Raw genomic sequence first — 19,405 nt, forward strand, 5'->3', positions numbered from 1 at the left:
CCCCTTTTTCGATATATTGGAGAAAAACAAATGGGCCTTCCATTTTCGTCATTCAATTTTAAGACCCTGTTATTCTTAATGCTACTGTATGCTGCGCCTGCTCTGGCGGAATTAACCGACGTTAGCTATAACGATGTGCTAAGCCATCCCAGCCCTTACATTCCAGCACAATGTTATACTGACCCTAAAATTTCAGAAACCAGCATAGCTAACCCCTGCTATGCCTGCCACACCCCCAGCAAACGACCCAATGTGCTCAATGATACCGACGTACAACTGGTTTATGGATTTCCTGATAGCGTATTGCAAAATCCCTGGACTAATCTGTTTAAAGATCGCCGCGCCGCGATTGCCTCAATCAAGGATCAGGACATTCTCGAATATGTACGCCAAAACAATTATATTGATAATCAAGGCGAGATCACTTTGGCAAAACGCTTACACCAAAACGCCAAGCAATATGATACTAACGGTAATAACCAATGGGATGGCTACGTACCGGACAGTTACTTTAATTTTGACCATGAAGGTTTTGATCACACCCCAGACGGTCGCTATACCGGCTGGCGAAGCTATGCATACTATCCCCTACCCGGCAGTTTTATGCCCACCAATGGATCCACCGATGATGTCAGTATTCGTCTCGCGCCAGCATTCCAGCAAAATGCCCAAGGACAATTTGACCTTGCTATCTATAAGCTAAACTTGGCCATTGTCGAAGCCATGATCCTCGAACAGGATATTGCTATCGAACTGACAGACGAACAGGCGTTAGGGGTCGATCTGGACAAAGACGGTAAATTAACTCAAGCCTCGATAGTCAAGTATGATTGGGCGCCGCTGGAAAAACGTTTTATGAGTTATGTTGGAAACGCTAAACAGCAATTAGAGGCTGGAAAGGTTCATCTTGCCGCCAAACTATTTCCGGAAGGAACCGAATTTTTACACTCTGTTCGTTATCTGGATATTTCCCCTAACGGCCAAGTCGCGATGGCTCCCCGCATGAAAGAATTACGTTACGCCAGAAAAACCAACTGGTTAAACTACTATCAGTGGGAAGTATTAGTCAGCGCCGAAACTAAAGAACGCCACGACTTTCCTGGCCGCACCAAAAAAATACGCGGCAGTGCCGAAGAGGGTGTCGGTGTGTCACAAGGCTGGGTTTATCAAGGTTTTATTGAAGATCGCCAAGGCCAACTTCGCCCCCAAACCTATCAAGAGCAAGTGACTTGCACCGGTTGCCATAGTGGCATCGGAGTCATGATGGATACCAATATTTCCTTTTATCGCAAACTCCCCCACTCCAGTTTTCAACAAGGTTGGTATCACTGGGGGCAAAAATCCATGGTAGGACTTCCCGAACCTAAAAGGCAAAGTGATAACGAATACGAATATAGTTATTATCTAAAAAATAACCCTACTGGCGACGAATTCCGCTCTAATCACGAAGTACAACAACGCTTTTTTGATCCGCAAGGACACCCTAAAGAAGCAGTATTTGAGCAACTCCATCAAGACATATCAGTATTGATGTTACCGTCTGCGAAAAGAGCACTGGCGTTAAACAAGGCATATAAACTGGTCGTTGATGAGCAAAGTTTTATCCTGGGCAAAGCCCCCCTGTTGGCTCCGCTGGATAAAGTGTTATTTAAGCAAATATTGGTTAATCAACAAACCGGTATCAAGGAACCGTTAAGTGCGTTTTAAATACTTAAAAATCAACAAAGGGCTGAACACCCCTTTGTTGGTTTCGCTAATCGATTACTCGCTGGCCGCCAATTGATAAGACAAATGCTGGTAGAAACGCAATGTAATGGCATCACGGGTTGGACAGAAATTTAACTCTGCGCACATATCTTTAAGCGCAGATGTTAAGTGATTAATAAATTTGCCATAACCTCGGCTGGTAAAATCTGAATCCGATGCCAGAAAAACCAGATTAATACTGTCCACCATATTACGACTATCCCATTGACTGATAAAACTGCCACCAAGTTGATCAGGTTGAAAACCAATACGCAACAATTCACCTTGAGGATAAAAGTACTCTTCCTGTGCGTGGCGAATAATAGGCACCTTGCCATTAGCGATAATCGCTATCTGATTTAGGTTGTATTGCTTGGCAAACTTGGCAAATGTTTCCGAAACATGAGTATATAACGGGTTATAAGGATCTTCTGCAGCCAGATCAATATCGCATTGTTGCAACAAATTCATTGTCATCGGCAAAGTAGCCATGGCGAAATTCAAACAGTTGCGGTTACTGGGCAAAATAAAGGATTGTTGTTGATAACGATCGTGTAACTTGCGAAACCCATGGGTTTTAGTGGCTTTATCCCCTTTCTCGGCGGCATAGATATCCCAGGTAAGATGTTGATGATCTTTTATTTTAAAATTGGAAAGCGGCATTTTAATTTCAGTCCGCCATTCATTTACCAGCTGACTCACACGTTGATGAAAGTGCGCTGAGTCTTGCCTAACCTCATCGCCGGTAGATAAAAATAGTAACTCAATTTTATCAGTTAAAAAATTAACATCATAAAAAGAACGCATTCCCGAATGAGAAGCTGGATTGTACAAGAATATTAATTGCTGAGGGGTTTCGATAACCTGCTGCTCTTCACCATATCTAACTCTAACCAACTGATCTTTAGCGATAAAGTTGACATTGATTAACTGGTGCTTTTTACAACTATCAAAAAAGTGATGACTCAATTTCCGATAAAAATCATCGTAACGCTTAGTGGTTAATGGTTGCTCGATATAATCTTCAATCCACTGCCTGCCCAACTTACATTCAACCAGTACATACTGATTTTCCCGCGCACTAGCCGGTACATAGACTTTATGCACCGCGCCTCTTTTACGCACTAAGGATTGTCTGGAATTTATCTTTAACATCACACTGCTCCCTATTTAAGATGAGCAGCTAACCTAATTGAAACAAATTAAACTCAGATGACAGAATTAGGATAGTTTGATGATCGTGCTCTACAGTACACCGCTATGAAAACGCAATTCAGCATCTTTACTCTGAATTAACTCAGCTTCAATAGCACCAAATAGCAATACTCTGTCACTAATATCTTCAGCCGCGATACTTTGTGCCAAGGTTAAATAATCCTGATAATGACGAGCTTCGGAACGTAACAAAGAAATATAAAATTTGCTGAGTTCTTCATCCAGATAGGGAGCCAGCTTGGCAAAGCGTTCACAGGACCGTGCTTCAATATAAGCACCACAAATTAATTTATCGATTAACGCTTGGGGTTCATAAGTGCGAACATGTTTCATCAACCCCTTGGCATAGCGCCCGGCCGATACATTTTTATACTCAATCCCGCGTTGTTGCATAATCTCAAGTACTTGCTGAAAATGGTGTAGTTCCTCTTTAATCAACAACACCATTCTATTCACCAAATCCGAAGCAAAAGCCACATCCTCTCTAGCCTCTAGCTTTTTTCCCAGACCACTATGATTGGGATTAAACTCCCCTTCATAGTCCCGGCGATAAACAAAATCTTCATAAGGCTTTAACCACGCTAGCAAGGCCGCGCCATTGGCTTTATCTACGGCATATTTGCGCATTAACAACATTGCTGTTTGCGCAGCCTTTAGTTCACAGTTTGCGTGATCGACCAATAAAAGCGCCAAATTCGCCGGTTTAATCGCTTCATCTATCCAGCTTTGTGGGGTATCGCAGCGCAGAAATGCTTTAATAGGCTGTAAAAGTTCGTCCAATACGTATTCTCTTTGTCATCACACACATAACGTGATCGTGTTTTGGGGCGCTACATTATACCCAAATGTCCTCAGGCTAACATTACCCATTTAATTTGATGAATTTGTGATCCATCTGATTATGCATGTCTATACTGAAAATGAGTTTGGTAAACAAAGGCGATAACGCTTATCCAACTTAACAAAATATTTTGCTTGACTTGCATAAAACTGTTGACGATTTGTTCAACCTCAAACACACTGGTGTTAAATAAATGTTAAAAAACATCCCAGTGGAACATTTAGCGAGGTAATTAACATGATTCTAAATCACTTGTTTGGTTTATATACGCACCCAAAAGAAGAATGGCAAACTATCGACAGACGCCATGAAAGCTTGTTGTATAGCATGTCGCATATATTGATTATTGCGTTAATCCCCAGTCTGACCTGCTATTATTCTGCAGTACATATTGGTTGGAGCATCGGTGTAGGTGATCCCATTATACTTACCGAGCAAAGTGCGATGATCGTCAGTACTGCAATGTACGTAGGGCTTGTTTGTGGTGCGATTGCCTTGGCATATTTAATCCACTGGATGGCCAAAACGTTTGATGCCGAACCCACTTACACCCAATCTCTTGAGTTAGCCGCTTATACCGCCACTCCTTTGTTTATGGTCGGTTTCGCGTCTTTCTATCCAGAATTATGGTTTGTCATGGTTGTTGGTCTGGTTGGTCTAACCTACTCCGTTTACCTGCTTTATTCCGGTGTTCCCATCATTATGCATATACCGGAAGAAAAAGGCTTTATCTACGCCAGTTCTGTTGTAACTTGCGGTTTAGTATTGCTGTCTGTGATGATGGCAAGTACTGTCATATTGTGGAGTATGGGAATGGGACCAGTACTCGCGAGTTAGTTACATTCTGCTTATCTAACAAAAATGGCAGGGTTAACCTGCCATTTTTTGTTTTAAATTAGCGCTGTCGGGATTAGTTATCACTATCCATGTTATGCAGCTCCAAATTTGATACATTGCCAGCTTCGCTTTTATTTTTAGAACCTTCAGAACGCAATAAATCCAACTGTTCCAAATAGCCCTGATTAACGTCACCAGTAATATATTTGCCATCAAATACTGACGTATCAAATTGTTTAATATCCGGATTTTCTTCACGAACGGCATCCACCAGATCCTGTATATCCTGGAAGATCAAACCATCCGCTTTGATAAATTCACAGATTTCATCCACTTCTCTACCATGTGAAATCAGCTCATTAGCGCTTGGCATATCAATACCATAGACATTGGGGAAGCGAATTTCCGGTGCCGCTGACGCAAAATAGACTTTCTTGGCCCCCGATTCACGCGCCATTTCAATGATCTGTTCAGAAGTCGTACCGCGCACAATTGAGTCATCTACCAACAGCACGTTTTTACCTTTGAATTCTGATGGAATGGCATTTAATTTGCGACGTACCGACTGCTTACGCATGGTCTGCCCCGGCATAATAAAAGTACGACCAATATAGCGATTTTTTACAAAGCCCTGACGATAAGGCACGTTCAATTCTTGGGCAATCTGCAGCGCGATGTCACAGGACGTTTCCGGAATAGGAACCACCACATCAATTTCTAAATCTGACCATTCACGAGCTATCTTTTGCCCCAACTTACGACCCATATTCACTCGGGAAGCATACACCGACATTCCATCAATAAATGAATCAGGGCGAGCAAAATAAACAAATTCAAAAATACATGGGGCTGTTAATGGATTATCCGCACATTGCTGGGTAAAAAGCTGTCCATCTTCGGTAACGAATATGGCTTCACCAGGTGCGACATCACGCACAAATTTAAAGCCGACTGCATCCAATGCAACACTTTCAGAGGCAACCATATATTCATCACCTTCCGGCGTTGTGCGCTTGCCTAACGCCAAAGGACGGATCCCGTAGGGGTCACGAAATGCCACCATTCCAATACCAATCAGCGCAGCAACACAAGCATAAGCACCGCGAATTTTACGATGTACGTTGATTACCGCGGCAAATACATCCTCTGGGCGAATTCGCATATTCGGGCATAACTGTAACTCGTGAGCAAAAATATTTAATAATATTTCTGAATCTGAAGTGGTATTAATATGTCGTCTAGCAACACGAAACACTTCATCTTGTAACTCATGGGCATTGGTTAAATTACCGTTATGGGCAAAAGCAATCCCAAACGGCGAGTTAACATAAAAAGGTTGCGCTTCAGCTGAGCTGGAAGAACCTGCGGTTGGATAGCGAACATGACCAATACCAAATTGCCCGCTCAAACGTTGCATATGTCTGGTGTGAAATACGTCACGCACCAAACCATTTGCCTTACGCAAATGAAACATTCCCCGGTCAATTGTCACAATACCGGCAGCATCCTGTCCACGATGCTGCAACACAATCAGACTATCATACAATGCCTGAACTACAGGGGTTTTACCGACAATTCCAACAATACCACACATGCGTAATACCTACTTTTTAGATCGTATTCAGAAAACTGGAGTTACTTTTAAGGTAAGTAAAAAACCATTCAACAATTACTTTAAATTCAGGAACCAAAACAGACGATTGCCACCATGTGGCCTGGGGAGCAGGAGTAAATACATCCATGAAGAATAATAATGCACTAACAATTAATACGCCTCGCAGCATACCAAAAACACCACCGAGTGCTCTATCGGTGCCGCTTAAACCGGTATGCTCAACTAATTGGCCTACAACATAATTAAGCAGACCGCCTAAAATAAGGGTAACGACAAACAAAATAGCAATCGCCACTCCATTACGGATCATGGCATCGTCAAATTTGGTCATATAAACGGCAAGGTCGGCATAGAACTGGCTGGCGATAAAAAACGCCCCTATCCAGACAGCCAATGAAATAGCTTCTTTAACAAAGCCACGAACCAGGCTTATCAAGGTAGAGAGTAAAATAATGCCGAGTATGGCGAAATCAATCCAGTTCATGAACATACTTTGCTAGGAAAATGCGCGCGAATTCTACCAAAAGAACCCCAGCAATTCTATATTACAACGCGATATTCATTACTTAACACTGAACTCAGTCACTCGGCCTTTAAGATTAGTAATTTCTTTTAGATGTGGTAACGCTTTTTCCATTTTGGTTTTATCGACATCGGGGCCAACAAATACCTTGGTTAGCTCACCGGCGCTTGTTGGTATTTTTTGACTGAACGCGCGATAACCTGCGGCCTGCAAGGTGGTTAATAATTCACGAACATTTTTGTCATGTCGAAAAACGCCCAACTGCACCACCCAACCAGATGTGACGCTTTCTTGCTGTATCTGCTTCGCCAAGGCGTCTAATTCAGCTGAAGATTGCGGTTCGGCTTGCTGTGCTGATATTTGAGCGTCATCAGTTTGCTCTGGTGGATTTTCAGTTATCTCATCAGCGGATGGTGACTCATCATCAAGTACCGGATCGGTAACAACTTCAACTTCCCGAGTTACCGCCTGATTCACTTGTTGATGCGGAAATATCACTGTATTGGCGACGGGTTTCGAAGCAGGCCGTTGAGGAATCGGAACGAAACTATCTTTATGAGATACTTTTTCACCATCCAAAATATCGGGTAAAAAAATTACCGCTAATGCAACCAGTACAATAGTTCCGACCAAACGATTTTGAAATGCCGTTGCCAAACTCAAACTCCTTTGCAATCAACCCGCTGTAATATTTCAGCTACGGTATGAAATGAACCAAATACTACAATCAAATCATCTTCTTGGGCATTTTTTATTGCCTGTTGATAGGCATCTATTACCGTTTGGAATGATAACACTGTTTGTGAATCGGTTAGTAACTGATTTATCGAATCGGCACTGCCACCACGTGGGCCTGATAACCCTGCTGTATACCAATGCGCATCAAGGGGTTTCAACGGCGCCAAACTACTGGCGATGTCTTTGTCTTTCAACATCGCAACCACCAAATGGAGCTGCGCATAATCCATGTTACGAATTTTACTTGCCAAATAACCTGTGGATTGAGGATTGTGTGCCACATCCAGCATGACGGTCGGCTGCACTTGAATCACTTGGCATCGACCTGACACCTTAACTGAGGTCATTAATTCAGCAAATTGCTCAGTACTTAACGGTAATTCCAACCACTCAACAATGGCAAAAGCATTAGCAGCATTAGGCAAAGGTATATTGGCTTGAGGCAATGCATTAACAGACTTTAATCCTTGCCAGAACAAGCCATCGGCTCGTTGTTCAAAAGCATAGTCTTTACCTTGAAAGCGCGCGTCAACGTGCAACAAATCAATTTGTTGCAGCAAACTCATTGGCGGATCGGTCTCTCCAATAATCGCCTTACCCTGATTACGCAATATCCCGGCTTTTTCAAACGCAATCTTTTCCCGGGTATCCCCCAACCAGTCTTGATGATCCAAATCAATAGTGGTGATCACTGACAAATCCGGCTCAACAATATTGACCGCATCCAGCCGTCCACCCAAGCCAATTTCCAGTAGTACTACATCCGGCTTGTGCTGTGCCAACAAATATAAACCGGCTAAGGTACCAAACTCAAAATAGGTTAGTGAAATGTCACCACGTAACTGTTCAATTACAGCAAAAGCCTCCACATGCAGCTGTTCATCGAGCATTTGACCATTGACTCTGACCCGCTCACGATAGTCAATTAAATGGGGAGAACTATAAACACCAACGGTTTTCCCGGCTAATAAGCAAGCTTGTTCAACCATGGCACAAGTAGTGCCTTTACCATTAGTACCGGCCACCATAATGACTTGGGAATGGTTAAAATCCACCAACATACGCTGGAAAACCTGACGAACACGGTCAAGTCCCAGTTCAATATTGTGCGGATGAATTTTTTCCAGATAATCAAGCCACTGTGACAATGTAGTCAAAGTGGCTGAAGGTTTGGCTGTCATTATTGTAAATGGTGGTGATGAAGCTTAGTAAGAATACTGTGGACTTTATCGCGCATTTGGCGACGATCGACAATCATATCGATAGCGCCTTTTTCGAGTAAGAATTCACTGCGCTGGAAACCTTCAGGTAACACTTCGCGCACAGTTTGTTCAATGACTCGCGGGCCGGCAAAACCGATTAGCGCTTTAGGTTCAGCGATATTAACATCGCCCAGCATAGCTAAACTGGCCGAAACGCCGCCCATAGTCGGATCGGTTAACACCGAAATAAACGGTAAGCCCTGTTCACTCATTTTAGCTAACGCCGCGCTGGTTTTTGCCATTTGCATCAACGATAACAAGGCTTCTTGCATACGGGCGCCACCACTCGTTGAAAAACATACTAATGGTGTTTTATTCGCTAAACAGGCATCCACCGCAGCGACAAATCGGGCACCAACCACTGATGCCATTGAACCACCCATAAAACTAAACTCAAAGGCAGCAGCTACAATTGGCATACCTTTTAGTTTGCCTTGCAGAACAATCATCGCATCGGTTTCGTTGCTGGATTTCTGGGCTGCGCTAATCCGATCTTTATACTTTTTAGAGTCCTTGAACTTCAAAATATCCTTAGGCTCATACTCTGCACCCAATTCGGTACGATTGCCCTCATCCAGAAAACTTTCTAATCGTGTTCGTCCTTTAATCCGCATGTGATGATCACATTTAGGGCAAACTTCTAATTGTTTCTCAAGCTCGACTTTATATAAGGTAGCTTTACATTCCGAGCACTTGGCCCACACCCCTTCAGGGACATTACTTTTGGTAGACGACTGGGTACGAGGTAAAATTCGTTCAATCCAACTCATTCGATCAATTCCTGCTATTTAGCGTTCAGTTGGTTCAGACAAAGGGAAATAAAACTAATTCCCTTGCAAATTGGCCGTATTAAAGCATATTTCATTGTCTGGCGGCTAATGAAAACTGGTCAGAAGTCTTGTAAAGGCAAAAATAGCGGTCCCATCGGTGTTACAGGGATGCCAAATTTGGCTGGATAGGTTACATGCACCAGATACAATCCATTAGGTTTAGCAGTTGCACCGGCAACGGTACGGTCTTTTCCATCCAGTAAATGCTGCAACCATTCAATGGGTTGATTACCGTTACCAATTTCCACTAGCGAGCCGACAATATTACGCACCATATGATGCAAAAAGGCATTGGCCTGAATATCCACCGCAATATAATGGCCAAAGCGATGAATGCTGAGATGAGAAATGGTTCGAATTGCTGTATTCGCCTGACAATGCACCGCCCTAAATGCACTAAAATCATGTTTACCCATTAAACACTGAGCCGCTAGTTGCATACGTTTTTCATCCAGAGGCGTGTAAATATGACTCACTCCCTGAGGCAAAATAGCACTGCGTAACGGTTGATTATAAATAACATAACGATAGCGTCTGGCAGTGGCACCAAAACGGGCATGAAATTCATCACTTACTTCAATATTCCATTTTACCGCGATAGAAGAAGGTAAATAGGTATTCACTCCCATCGTCCATGCCCCTCCTGAACGAGGTTTCTGCACATCAAAGTGGACAATCTGGCTAGTCGCATGCACACCAGCATCTGTTCGCCCGGCACAAACCACTTCTACCGGTTGATTAGCAATTTTGGACAGGGATTCTTCTAAACACTGCTGGACACTGATGGCATCATTCTGCCGCTGCCAACCGTGAAATTGGCCACCATCATATTCAACGCCTAAAGCAATTCGCATCGATAACTCTTGTCGAAAGATTTGGGCGCTATTGTAGGGAATCTAACTGAAACGGACAATGCCAAGCTTTCACATTACTTCAATTTGGCACCGAGCGATGTTTTGTCTGGAAAATTGCTGGTCAAACTTAAGCGAATCAAAATACACATCTGTATTTTCATCAAAAAGACTACCATCAGCCACATCCAGTGCGAGTCCATCCTGACTCGATTTTGCCTGGCCAAGAACCGCCACCGTTACTTGATCATCCGACATGCCTTTGACAATGCCAAAATAATTGTCGTTAAAACTGCATACCGTATCCCCTATGGAATAATAGACTCTTCTGGCCACCGTCCACGCTCGGGAGTACTGACGACTTAAACGATATTGCAATTCGGCTGAGGCTAACAGCTGTTCATCAACGGTGGGCTTAAGCAGATGCCAACTGTCATTGGGCATGACTGAATTAACTAACCAGTTTTCATCTGCCATTAACGTGCTAGTTGCCCAGTTTTCATGCTCCTTTAATGGATTAACATTCCACAATAGATCGGGAGAATCAGCGTTACTCTGCCAATCTTTTTCAGGAAGTGAAACGTCAATATTCCAACCAATATTTGCCAACGGTGTATCATCATCCCAATTTTCATTTGGTAGTAGGGTGTCACTCAGCCAGTATTCATCCGGAGCAATCAATGTACCTGCCGAGATACCATCGACCAGAGGCCCTTCATCTTCCCACTTACTATCAGGCGCACTCTGAAGGGGGCGGTCTATTTTATATGCCGGATTTTTAGTCTTAATGACAAAGTCCTGCATTGAAGACAACATTAACCTATCGTGTAAATACTTAGCAAAATCATCTAAACGGTTAAATGATTGCTGTTCGGCAACTAAGGACTGCAGATAAGTATTAAGGAGTTGTGGGTTATTATTTTCTAACTTTTTTAGTTGCTTGTTTAATAACATCAACTTTGCATAAAAATCAAACAACTCAAATTCGTAATCAGAAAAGTATCGGATCAACAACGTTTGACCAGTGTGAAATGTGTCAGGGATATATAAGTTGATTCGTTGACAATCGATATTACACGCATACTTCACTAAAAACTCAGGAGACAATAAATTAATTTCATTTAATTGTTCGGTATGGTTTAAACGGATATTAGCCAAAGAGAAATCGGCTATATCGCCTTGCTTTTTAGTCACCAATTCGGCCGAAATAGTAATTCCATAACGACGCAATTCACTATCAGCATAATGGGCTAATTCATGCCATTTTTCCGTTGCCTTACGATGTTCAATTCCGGTGTTGGTTAGCGTTGACTGGCAGCCAATCAGGACAACAAAAATGGTGCATTGAATACCATATCTTATTAACTTAAAAATTGGTGGATTCATACCAGGAGGTTAATTGCCGTGTAGTTCATTTTCAATTTAGCTAATTCAGTGTTCTGACCTGTTAGAGATAAAGCAAATAGTGAGCCAAATTCCACTTAATCAGTTAATAAAGTTACGGTAATTCGCTCCACTCTATGCCATCTTCTTTTATCAGATGGTAAGTTGAAGACGGATTTAAGTATTGATTGATATATAAACGGCCACCTAAATTAATAGTAATAACACCTGTTGCACCACTATTTATCTGCTGGGCAATATTTGGCGTAATATCAATAGTTTGCACAGAGCTAACCAATTGTCCTTCCGGTACAAACATCAAGTTATCGCCTTCATTATCTCGCTGCAGAATTTTGATACTGACTAATGTATTACTGTTAACCACTAACTGATATTTACCCACTGTACCGGATGCATTGATACAGGTATTTGACGCGACCAAATCCGTAACTTGGCCAGTTTGATAGTCCAGTAAACAACTGCCTGGCACAAAAACCAGTTCACCAAAGTCAGGCTCCCGAATAATATTCATTACCGGAGTTATCTGTGCATAAACATTGAAGCTAAAAAGCAGATAAAACAAGACACTAAACGACACAGCCTGGTTATTTACCTTTATCGCGGACCGTAAAACAAACAACTGCATAATGTTAATCCGTACCTCCGATTGCAGCTAAGGTTTCATATTTATCGACTGGCACCACCCACGCATTAAGGCTCATTTTAGTGTTAAATGCCAATGCATCAGCTTTGGTTGGAAAAATCTCACTGGTAATACAATACCAAGTCTGGCCATTGATTAATTTGACTCCGCGGAATAGTGGGTTTATCGAGCGCCATTTTGCTAATTCACTTTTCCAGCCAGTTTCACTCTTGGCCGCATACAGCTGAACAACCCAACCGGTCAATGAGCTAACATTTAATTCTGCTGGTTGATTGATTAATAGCGGCTGCGCTATTTTTTTTACAAAATAAGGTTGAGAAGCGCCAATATTCTCAGCGGCAAATGCCACCGCCGCTGCTCTATCGGTATATTGTCCATAAACAACTTTATACAGTGTTTGTGCAGCGCGTTGTTGGAATGGCACGACAAGTGGCTTTTCGGGCAAATAAGCCAACTGGGTGACTAACTGATGGGCGTAGTCAATAACGCTGAATACGCCAAGCTGAATGGTATATACCGGAGCGATGGCTTGTTGATTATTGGCAGCTTCAGCTTGCTCTGTATCAATCTGGCGAATAATTCTGGCTCGTTGCAACCCGGTTTGAGTAGTCGATGAATTCTCCATAGAACTTAAAGAATCGCTTGCGATACTGTCTGCAATCCAGTCATGCAAGGCGATTTCACTAGGATCCTGTCTATTTAATGCTTGTCTGTTTGTCGTTTCACTGTCTGTCGCTTTCGAAAGTTCCCCGTCTTTATTATCACCATCGTGACTTAAAGAGTATGGAGCCTTAATTTCTTGTTTGGGCGGTAAATTAAAATAATTTCGTCTAACCCTTTCATCGTTATCCCACACGATACGTTCGTGATTACTTTCATCATAAATAAGCGGTTGAATGTGTTCTTCCTGTCTTTTTCCTGAGCTATCCACTCTTTCCAGATATATTGGTTGCAACTCGATATATCCTCCAGAATCGGGGGTAGATAATTGATAGCCAACTGTCTTGGCAGTCAATCCTCTTTGCTGCATATAATCAGCAGCGATTCTGACAATATACTCCCCCGGTTGAAGATCTTTGATATTAAAGTATCCATCAACATCGGTTTTTAGTTGCGTAATCAACCCTCCAGCGGCATTGACTAAATCAACATCAGCATAGGCCATCGGCACTTCATTTCCTTGACTTAATCGACTAACAAACCCGCCTAATTCAGTAGTCAAATAAAAGGGCATATTAGCTTCAACATAAGCGCCAGGGTGAGTGTAGACAACATAGTCATTATTAATTGTTTTACTACCGACCTGCCAATCTGCCTCAAAGCGAAACGGGGTTTCCGGTAAAACGCCAGGCAATAGTGCTCGACCGGTTTGTCCTGTTTCAATCCCTTGCCATTCAGGATTGCCACTTATGCTAACCCCGGCTATATCGTAATCCAGTGGATCGGGGATGCCATTAAGTTGCCGATCCAAATAAGTATGAGCATCCAAAGTGGCAGAAGCGGGGGTAATTCGACTACTAAATAAGGTACGATTATTATAATAATCATATCCGAAAAAGAATCGGAATCCGGCTAAGAAACTCCATTTATCATCTGACGCATAGCTCGACGATAGAGTTAACTGAAACTGCTTTGATTCCCATGCCAATCGATGTCCAATTTGCCATGATTTATCTTCATCAAGTAATCGATAACGCCCATCAAAGTAATGATTGAGACCAAAGCTATCTTCCAGTTTCCATTTCATTAAAATAGATGAATTATCAAGAATCGGGTCACTGGCCCGGGGATCGTAATTCACTTCAGCACTTATCCGTAAGTTTTCGGATAAATACCCACTTAATGCAATGACACCATTTATCGATGTGTTATCAATGGAATTAGTCAGTACATTATTTTGACCCAAACTATCATCTTTTATTGAAAGATAATTTAGCGTATGACTAACCGAAACGCGGCCAAAATAGCGGGAAATACGATTGGAAAATCTTAACGTAGAACGCTCATTCTGATCTTGGTAACCTAAATTAAAATTGTAATTCCACTGATTGATATTGCCGTAATAATTAGCATTAAATATCTGAAGTAATCCATCTTGAGCTTTTATCCGTGGGCTGTAAAAATCCTTAGCTGATTGATAACTAATTGAAAACCTGTCACTACCTATTGCATTGCCGGTTAACGTTGATAGCTGGGCGTAGCCTCCTTTTTGATCAATAGATATATTGTTTTCAAATAGCAGCCCCGGAAAAGCCCAGTTATTATTCAAGTTAAAAAATTGCTGTTTATTGCCTTGTAAATCCTCGGTATTAGTAAAACCAACTCCTAGTTGCCAACCGTCACTAATACCAACATCAAAATGTCCGCCATAATTTTTGATCCCATACTCATAGTCGCTCTGATCGTTAATTAACCGATGATTTGGATCAATTGCGTAGAATTCGTAAGCCTTATCGCCACTGCTCAATGAGTTTTTTGATAAATCATAATACTTTTCAATTACCTTAGTTTCACCATAGGGGCCGAATAACTTAATCTGAAAGTAGTTATTACCAAACTCAGTTTGCAGATCCTCAATAATAAGTAGCCCATCACCGGGTACCACATCACTCAATACAAAACGGCCATTATGATATAGCTCCATATCCCACCCTGGTGGCGCTGTTTCCTTAAGTGTCACCAGAAGATTCTGCGATCTGAAATAATCCGGTTTTTTACTGAGTACAACTCCGATGCCACTTTGACTTCCTGACGTTAGACTATTAGTGGTACCACTGACATCGCCCAAAGTGTAACGGTCAAAAAATCCTAGAACGGGCTTATCCGGCGCTTCTTTGTATCGAGAAAATGCTAATCTCGCCTGTAACTCGTCTATATTATTATCGGTAATTGTCAGGCTAGTACTGTGGTAAAGCAGATCCGAAACCAGTTGAAGTGACAAATAGTTATTTCTGTTAGTATCGTTAAGGGATACTCCTGTATCCAAATATCCATGAGGTGGTGTATATAATCGATATTGATCATCGATGGTGATGGGCAATATTGGCCTGGTTTGATCTATTTGTGCAGAATTGAGCCGTGTCAGTTCACGCTTTTTGGCAATTAACTCCAGTTGCTGAACCGGAAATAAATAATCTTGAGTTTTAATCTCTAAACGCAAACGGTATTTGTCGTAACTGGCTTCCAAGCCAAAAACCTTGGATAGCGTATCGAGATCGACATAACGGTAAAAACCGTCTTGTCCCCACATACCAGAAGAAGTATCTGTTTGATGACCAGTTAATTGAAAAACAAATTGGGCATCGTCTTTCCAAACTATTAATTCATTCTCATGCAACTGATAACGAACCGTAAGTGCGTCGAATAGCGGCTCAATACCGATTAACAGAAGGTCATTGTGGAGATAACCATCGATTGTTACCGCTCTGGTTTTACCATCAACAACCACATCCATTAGCTGAAATTCGTTGTCAGTGAGTGGTACTCTGGTTAGTTGCTCGGCTGTGATTGAGCAACTAATCAGTAGTAACAGCAGGGATAAAAATCGTCTCAATGCACACATTTTATTGTTATAATTTTTTATTAGCCTTTACGATATTGTATAGTCTATTCAGATATTTACATCCTGCTTAATATTCAAACTTCCCCCGTAACGTTGATCTTCGATAAATTGAATTTGTACGTCTTGCGGTTGATGGCCATCTAAAGACAATCGCTGGGCCTTTTTACTGGTTTCGGTATAAATTGAAAGCATTTTTAACTCGGATATAACCTTATCACTGCCCTTTTCAACGAGTTTCAGATCACCAAATACAGAACGATTTCCGGTACGTAAAAGATCAAAAGAAAGTGCCCCATTGTCTACCTTAATATTGTCAAAAGTCACATTCGCTTGTAATTCGCCAGTTCGAACAATCAAAGGGACATTATGTAATAATTTCGGCGAAACTCTAATTGGACCGTCCTGGTTATTCTTTTCTGAAATTTTTTCTTCAACACCACAATCAATAACTACATAGGAGCGATACTCTTTAGGTTGTGCATTAGCTTTACGTCGCATCGAAAATTTTATTGTTTGAGCATTGGCAGGAGATAACAAAAAATTTCGGGGTGAAAAACGCACCCAATTTTCAGCACTGTTACCCGGCATTGCTGCATCGGTTGGCAACACTGACATGTTTCCTAGTGAATCAAATTGATAATATTTAAATTTAAGTGAACAGTCTTGCGGCAAAGTATCACGGTTATAGACGGTAAAGGTGGCGTCACGTTGATCTTGATCCATATAAATACGGAACGCGGATAATCCAATTCCCCAAGTAGGTAGTGACAATAAGAAAACACACGTGAATAACAAACCACCTATACTTTTTTTATATTTCATTTATGACTCCGGTAATCAATAAAAATAAAGCCATACTTGAAGTCAAGTATGGCTTTTGTCTACCTGATAGCAATTACTTTAGTAAGTTACATCAATGGTAAATGCTTCTGTGTAGGTTTGTCCTGCATCAAAATCAATCGCTGCGGTAATCGTTCCGCCCAATGCAATTAACGCCTGACCAGAAACAGGAATACCACTCCCACCTGCATTACCTGTGGTATCACCCGTCGCCGCCAGATTAATCGGTGTCGCAGTATTAACCGGTAAGGCAGTGCAAGCATCACCATCCGAGCCTGCATCATAATCTGCAACACAACCTGCAGGTGCAAATGCAAAGCTGGTACCCGAAACACTGTTAGCCGTTACCGTAACGGCACCTCCAGGTACCCCCGTAATACGATAAAAGCCTGGTGTACCGGTAATTCCCGGGGTACTGCAGCCGTCACCTGATATAGCCCCATAACTGCCACCCGCAGCTAGTGCACCGCCTGTAGCAATCTTCATAGCGATATTACCGGGATAATTAAGTGGAGTAGCATTACCTGTAACAGTCATAATGCATTGAAGGCCTGTGCCTAATAGCATACCGGTACCGAAGTCCATTGGTGTCACTTCGACCAATGTTATTTCCGGAACCGTTGTAAATCCGACATCATAGGTTGTAGATGATGCAGCTACATTCATACTTATTGCACTGACTAATGTGGCACATGGCAATAAGATTTTATTTAAATTTGTAGGTCGCATAGCAACTCTCCTTAATATTCTTAATAAACCACGTCAACGGGAAATGACTCTGAGTAGGCCAAATTGGCAGTCAAATCAGAAGCCCCTATAGTAATCGAACCACCGACACTGAATATCAATTCACCCGCGGTAACGCCTGCATCACCACCATCAGTTGTTGATGCCAAATCATATGACTGTGCAGAAATAGCACCGCTATAAGTCGTACATAGATCACCATCGGCACCATCGTCATAAGTAGCAATGCATCCGGCAGGAGTAAAAGAGAAATCGGTCCCAACAACCCCACCGATCGAAATGCTAACCGACTGACCTTGCAAGCCGGCAATTTTATATAGTCCTGGTGTGCCCGCTCCAACACCATTAACACAGCCAGCTCCGGTTAAATCACCAAAACCGGTGGCAGTGACTGCCACCGCTCTCTTCGTTTGGGTAGCGGTATCTCCTGGAATATCTGCATCCATCGTACAAACACCACCTGCATCAATATATACGTTGGTACCAAAACTCAGGGCTTGTACTTGCGTTAAAACCAAGTCAGGTAGCGTCGTTACTGTAACATTAAAGGATTCTGACGCGGCATTGGCAAGACCAGCTCCTCCCAACAGTAACGCACTGGCAATCAGCGTTTTTCTAACACTTAGTATATGTTGCATCACAACACTCCTAGATTTATCAAAAGGTATGAAGCAGAAATATCGACAGCTAAAAATATATAGTAAGTGATCAACAACATGTCGATATTAAGCTACTTAACGTTTATCGGCATAAGTGACTGAAAATTAATTTTTCTATACTGAATTATCCGTTATTAGTAGCATTCTTATTAGCCAAACATTAAGCAATAAGCAACTATCTGTCAGTATATGCAGATGTAACGATTTACTTAAGACAACTAGCTAACTCACATTTTGCAAGCCAGATTTAGCCTCTCGGAAATCAATCTAACATAGTTTTAACAGAATCAAGCAATATTAATGGCAGTTAGCAACTAGTTAATGCTGCAAACTTTATTCTTTAACTAATTGAATATTATCAATAATCGATTGATTTAGCAGCGCATCAACTATCTGTGCAGGAAGGAAGCCCTGTGCCGAAGCAACAACAGCTTTAGATGAAATACCAACAATCCGGACATTGACTAACATACCGTCTTGCTGTTCAACGAGCGTACCTGTAAGTACATACTTTATGGGTAAATTGGCTTTTAATTCTGAGAAATCACGACTTAATATGAAGTCACCTTGCGGGGTAACACGAATAAAGTCCGTTGCTTTATAATCGACCACCGGAATACCAAATTTATGTACTTCGTGTACAAAACTTTCGGCCAATTGATTACCTACTACATTGCTGGTGGCAAAGTCGCTTTGTAAATTAACGAAGCTAGTAACCGCCATGGGTGTTGACTGATTTACATATTGTAAATTAGCCACTAAGTCCTGCATCATGCCGCGCACGTAATCATTTATATTCTTGGATGACAGTACGGTATTTGAATTGGCTTGAGGATCTTTGGGCATATTGGCCCGTAACTTCTGTTGGTAACGCTGCGTAAAATCTAGACTCGCCTGATAAGGTCTATCAATAGGTTCAGCAGCGGATTCAACTGACGGTTCTACTTGGTTATCACCTTTTTTATCAACCATTACGCCACTGCGATTATGTTTCGCCGTACTGGCTAACTTAGCGTCTCCCTGAAAAGCCGCACAGCCACTTAAGGTGCCAATTAAGAGAAAAGCAATAATTTGAATCTTCATGGTACTGCT

At 41.9% G+C, this 19,405-nt stretch carries 17 protein-coding genes; 2 read left to right on the forward strand and 15 right to left on the reverse strand.

Translation table 11 applies throughout. The features are described 5' to 3' along the window. Window positions 1–30 precede the first annotated feature (30 nt). Entirely contained in the window at window positions 31–1,707 is a 1,677-nt protein-coding gene (locus ACTD55_RS06195) for a hypothetical protein (protein ID WP_438863448.1), read from the forward strand. Window positions 1,708–1,761: 54 nt separating this feature from the next. Here ACTD55_RS06195 and ACTD55_RS06200 read toward each other — a convergent pair whose 3' ends face one another. Then, on the reverse strand, window positions 1,762–2,901 hold the full coding sequence (locus ACTD55_RS06200; protein ID WP_438863449.1) for a DUF3083 family protein: 1,140 nt from the start codon (window positions 2,899–2,901) through the stop codon (window positions 1,762–1,764). Between the two features lie 90 nt (window positions 2,902–2,991). Then, on the reverse strand, window positions 2,992–3,741 hold the full coding sequence (gene miaE, locus ACTD55_RS06205) for a tRNA isopentenyl-2-thiomethyl-A-37 hydroxylase MiaE (protein ID WP_438863450.1): 750 nt from the start codon (window positions 3,739–3,741) through the stop codon (window positions 2,992–2,994). Window positions 3,742–4,039: 298 nt separating this feature from the next. Here miaE and ACTD55_RS06210 point away from each other — a divergent pair, with 298 nt between their 5' ends. Further along, window positions 4,040–4,639 (forward strand): Yip1 family protein, encoded by a 600-nt coding sequence (locus ACTD55_RS06210; protein WP_438863451.1) that lies wholly within the window; start codon window positions 4,040–4,042, stop codon window positions 4,637–4,639. Window positions 4,640–4,712: 73 nt separating this feature from the next. Here ACTD55_RS06210 and purF read toward each other — a convergent pair whose 3' ends face one another. From purF to ACTD55_RS06275, 13 genes are all read right to left on the reverse strand, one after another. Continuing rightward, complete coding sequence (gene purF, locus ACTD55_RS06215; RefSeq protein WP_438863452.1) at window positions 4,713–6,233, reverse strand: amidophosphoribosyltransferase; 1,521 nt, start codon at window positions 6,231–6,233, stop codon at window positions 4,713–4,715. A 16-nt stretch (window positions 6,234–6,249) separates the two neighbouring features. Then, a complete protein-coding gene (locus ACTD55_RS06220) occupies window positions 6,250–6,738 on the reverse strand; it encodes a CvpA family protein (protein ID WP_438863453.1) in 489 nt (162 codons plus the stop codon). A 78-nt stretch (window positions 6,739–6,816) separates the two neighbouring features. After that, window positions 6,817–7,434 (reverse strand): SPOR domain-containing protein, encoded by a 618-nt coding sequence (locus ACTD55_RS06225; RefSeq protein WP_438863454.1) that lies wholly within the window; start codon window positions 7,432–7,434, stop codon window positions 6,817–6,819. A gap of 2 nt (window positions 7,435–7,436) precedes the next feature. Then, complete coding sequence (gene folC / locus ACTD55_RS06230; protein ID WP_438863455.1) at window positions 7,437–8,696, reverse strand: bifunctional tetrahydrofolate synthase/dihydrofolate synthase; 1,260 nt, start codon at window positions 8,694–8,696, stop codon at window positions 7,437–7,439. After that, window positions 8,696–9,547, reverse strand: coding sequence for an acetyl-CoA carboxylase, carboxyltransferase subunit beta (gene accD, locus ACTD55_RS06235; RefSeq protein WP_438863456.1), 852 nt, complete (start codon window positions 9,545–9,547; stop codon window positions 8,696–8,698). Before accD ends, folC begins: the two co-directional genes overlap by 1 nt. Window positions 9,548–9,666: 119 nt before the next feature. Further along, window positions 9,667–10,461: a tRNA pseudouridine(38-40) synthase TruA gene (truA, locus tag ACTD55_RS06240; protein ID WP_438863457.1), complete on the reverse strand. Its 795-nt coding sequence runs from the start codon at window positions 10,459–10,461 to the stop codon at window positions 9,667–9,669. A 69-nt stretch (window positions 10,462–10,530) separates the two neighbouring features. Next, complete coding sequence (locus ACTD55_RS06245; protein WP_438863458.1) at window positions 10,531–11,844, reverse strand: hypothetical protein; 1,314 nt, start codon at window positions 11,842–11,844, stop codon at window positions 10,531–10,533. Window positions 11,845–11,956: 112 nt separating this feature from the next. Further along, window positions 11,957–12,487, reverse strand: coding sequence for a hypothetical protein (locus ACTD55_RS06250; protein ID WP_438863459.1), 531 nt, complete (start codon window positions 12,485–12,487; stop codon window positions 11,957–11,959). A gap of 4 nt (window positions 12,488–12,491) precedes the next feature. Next, window positions 12,492–16,058, reverse strand: a complete 3,567-nt coding sequence (locus ACTD55_RS06255) for an SPOR domain-containing protein (protein ID WP_438863460.1) — start codon at window positions 16,056–16,058, stop codon at window positions 12,492–12,494. A 57-nt stretch (window positions 16,059–16,115) separates the two neighbouring features. Further along, entirely contained in the window at window positions 16,116–16,889 is a 774-nt protein-coding gene (locus tag ACTD55_RS06260) for a hypothetical protein (protein ID WP_438863461.1), read from the reverse strand. Window positions 16,890–16,967: 78 nt separating this feature from the next. Next, complete coding sequence (locus tag ACTD55_RS06265) at window positions 16,968–17,636, reverse strand: hypothetical protein (protein WP_438863462.1); 669 nt, start codon at window positions 17,634–17,636, stop codon at window positions 16,968–16,970. 20 nt (window positions 17,637–17,656) lie between these two features. Then, on the reverse strand, window positions 17,657–18,292 hold the full coding sequence (locus tag ACTD55_RS06270) for a hypothetical protein (protein ID WP_438863463.1): 636 nt from the start codon (window positions 18,290–18,292) through the stop codon (window positions 17,657–17,659). 354 nt (window positions 18,293–18,646) lie between these two features. Beyond that, a complete protein-coding gene (locus tag ACTD55_RS06275) occupies window positions 18,647–19,396 on the reverse strand; it encodes a FlgO family outer membrane protein (protein WP_438863464.1) in 750 nt (249 codons plus the stop codon). Window positions 19,397–19,405: the final 9 nt, after the last annotated feature.

The organism is Neptunicella sp., from assembly GCF_048268085.1.
In the GTDB taxonomy this organism is placed as follows: Bacteria; Pseudomonadota; Gammaproteobacteria; order Enterobacterales; family Alteromonadaceae; genus Neptunicella.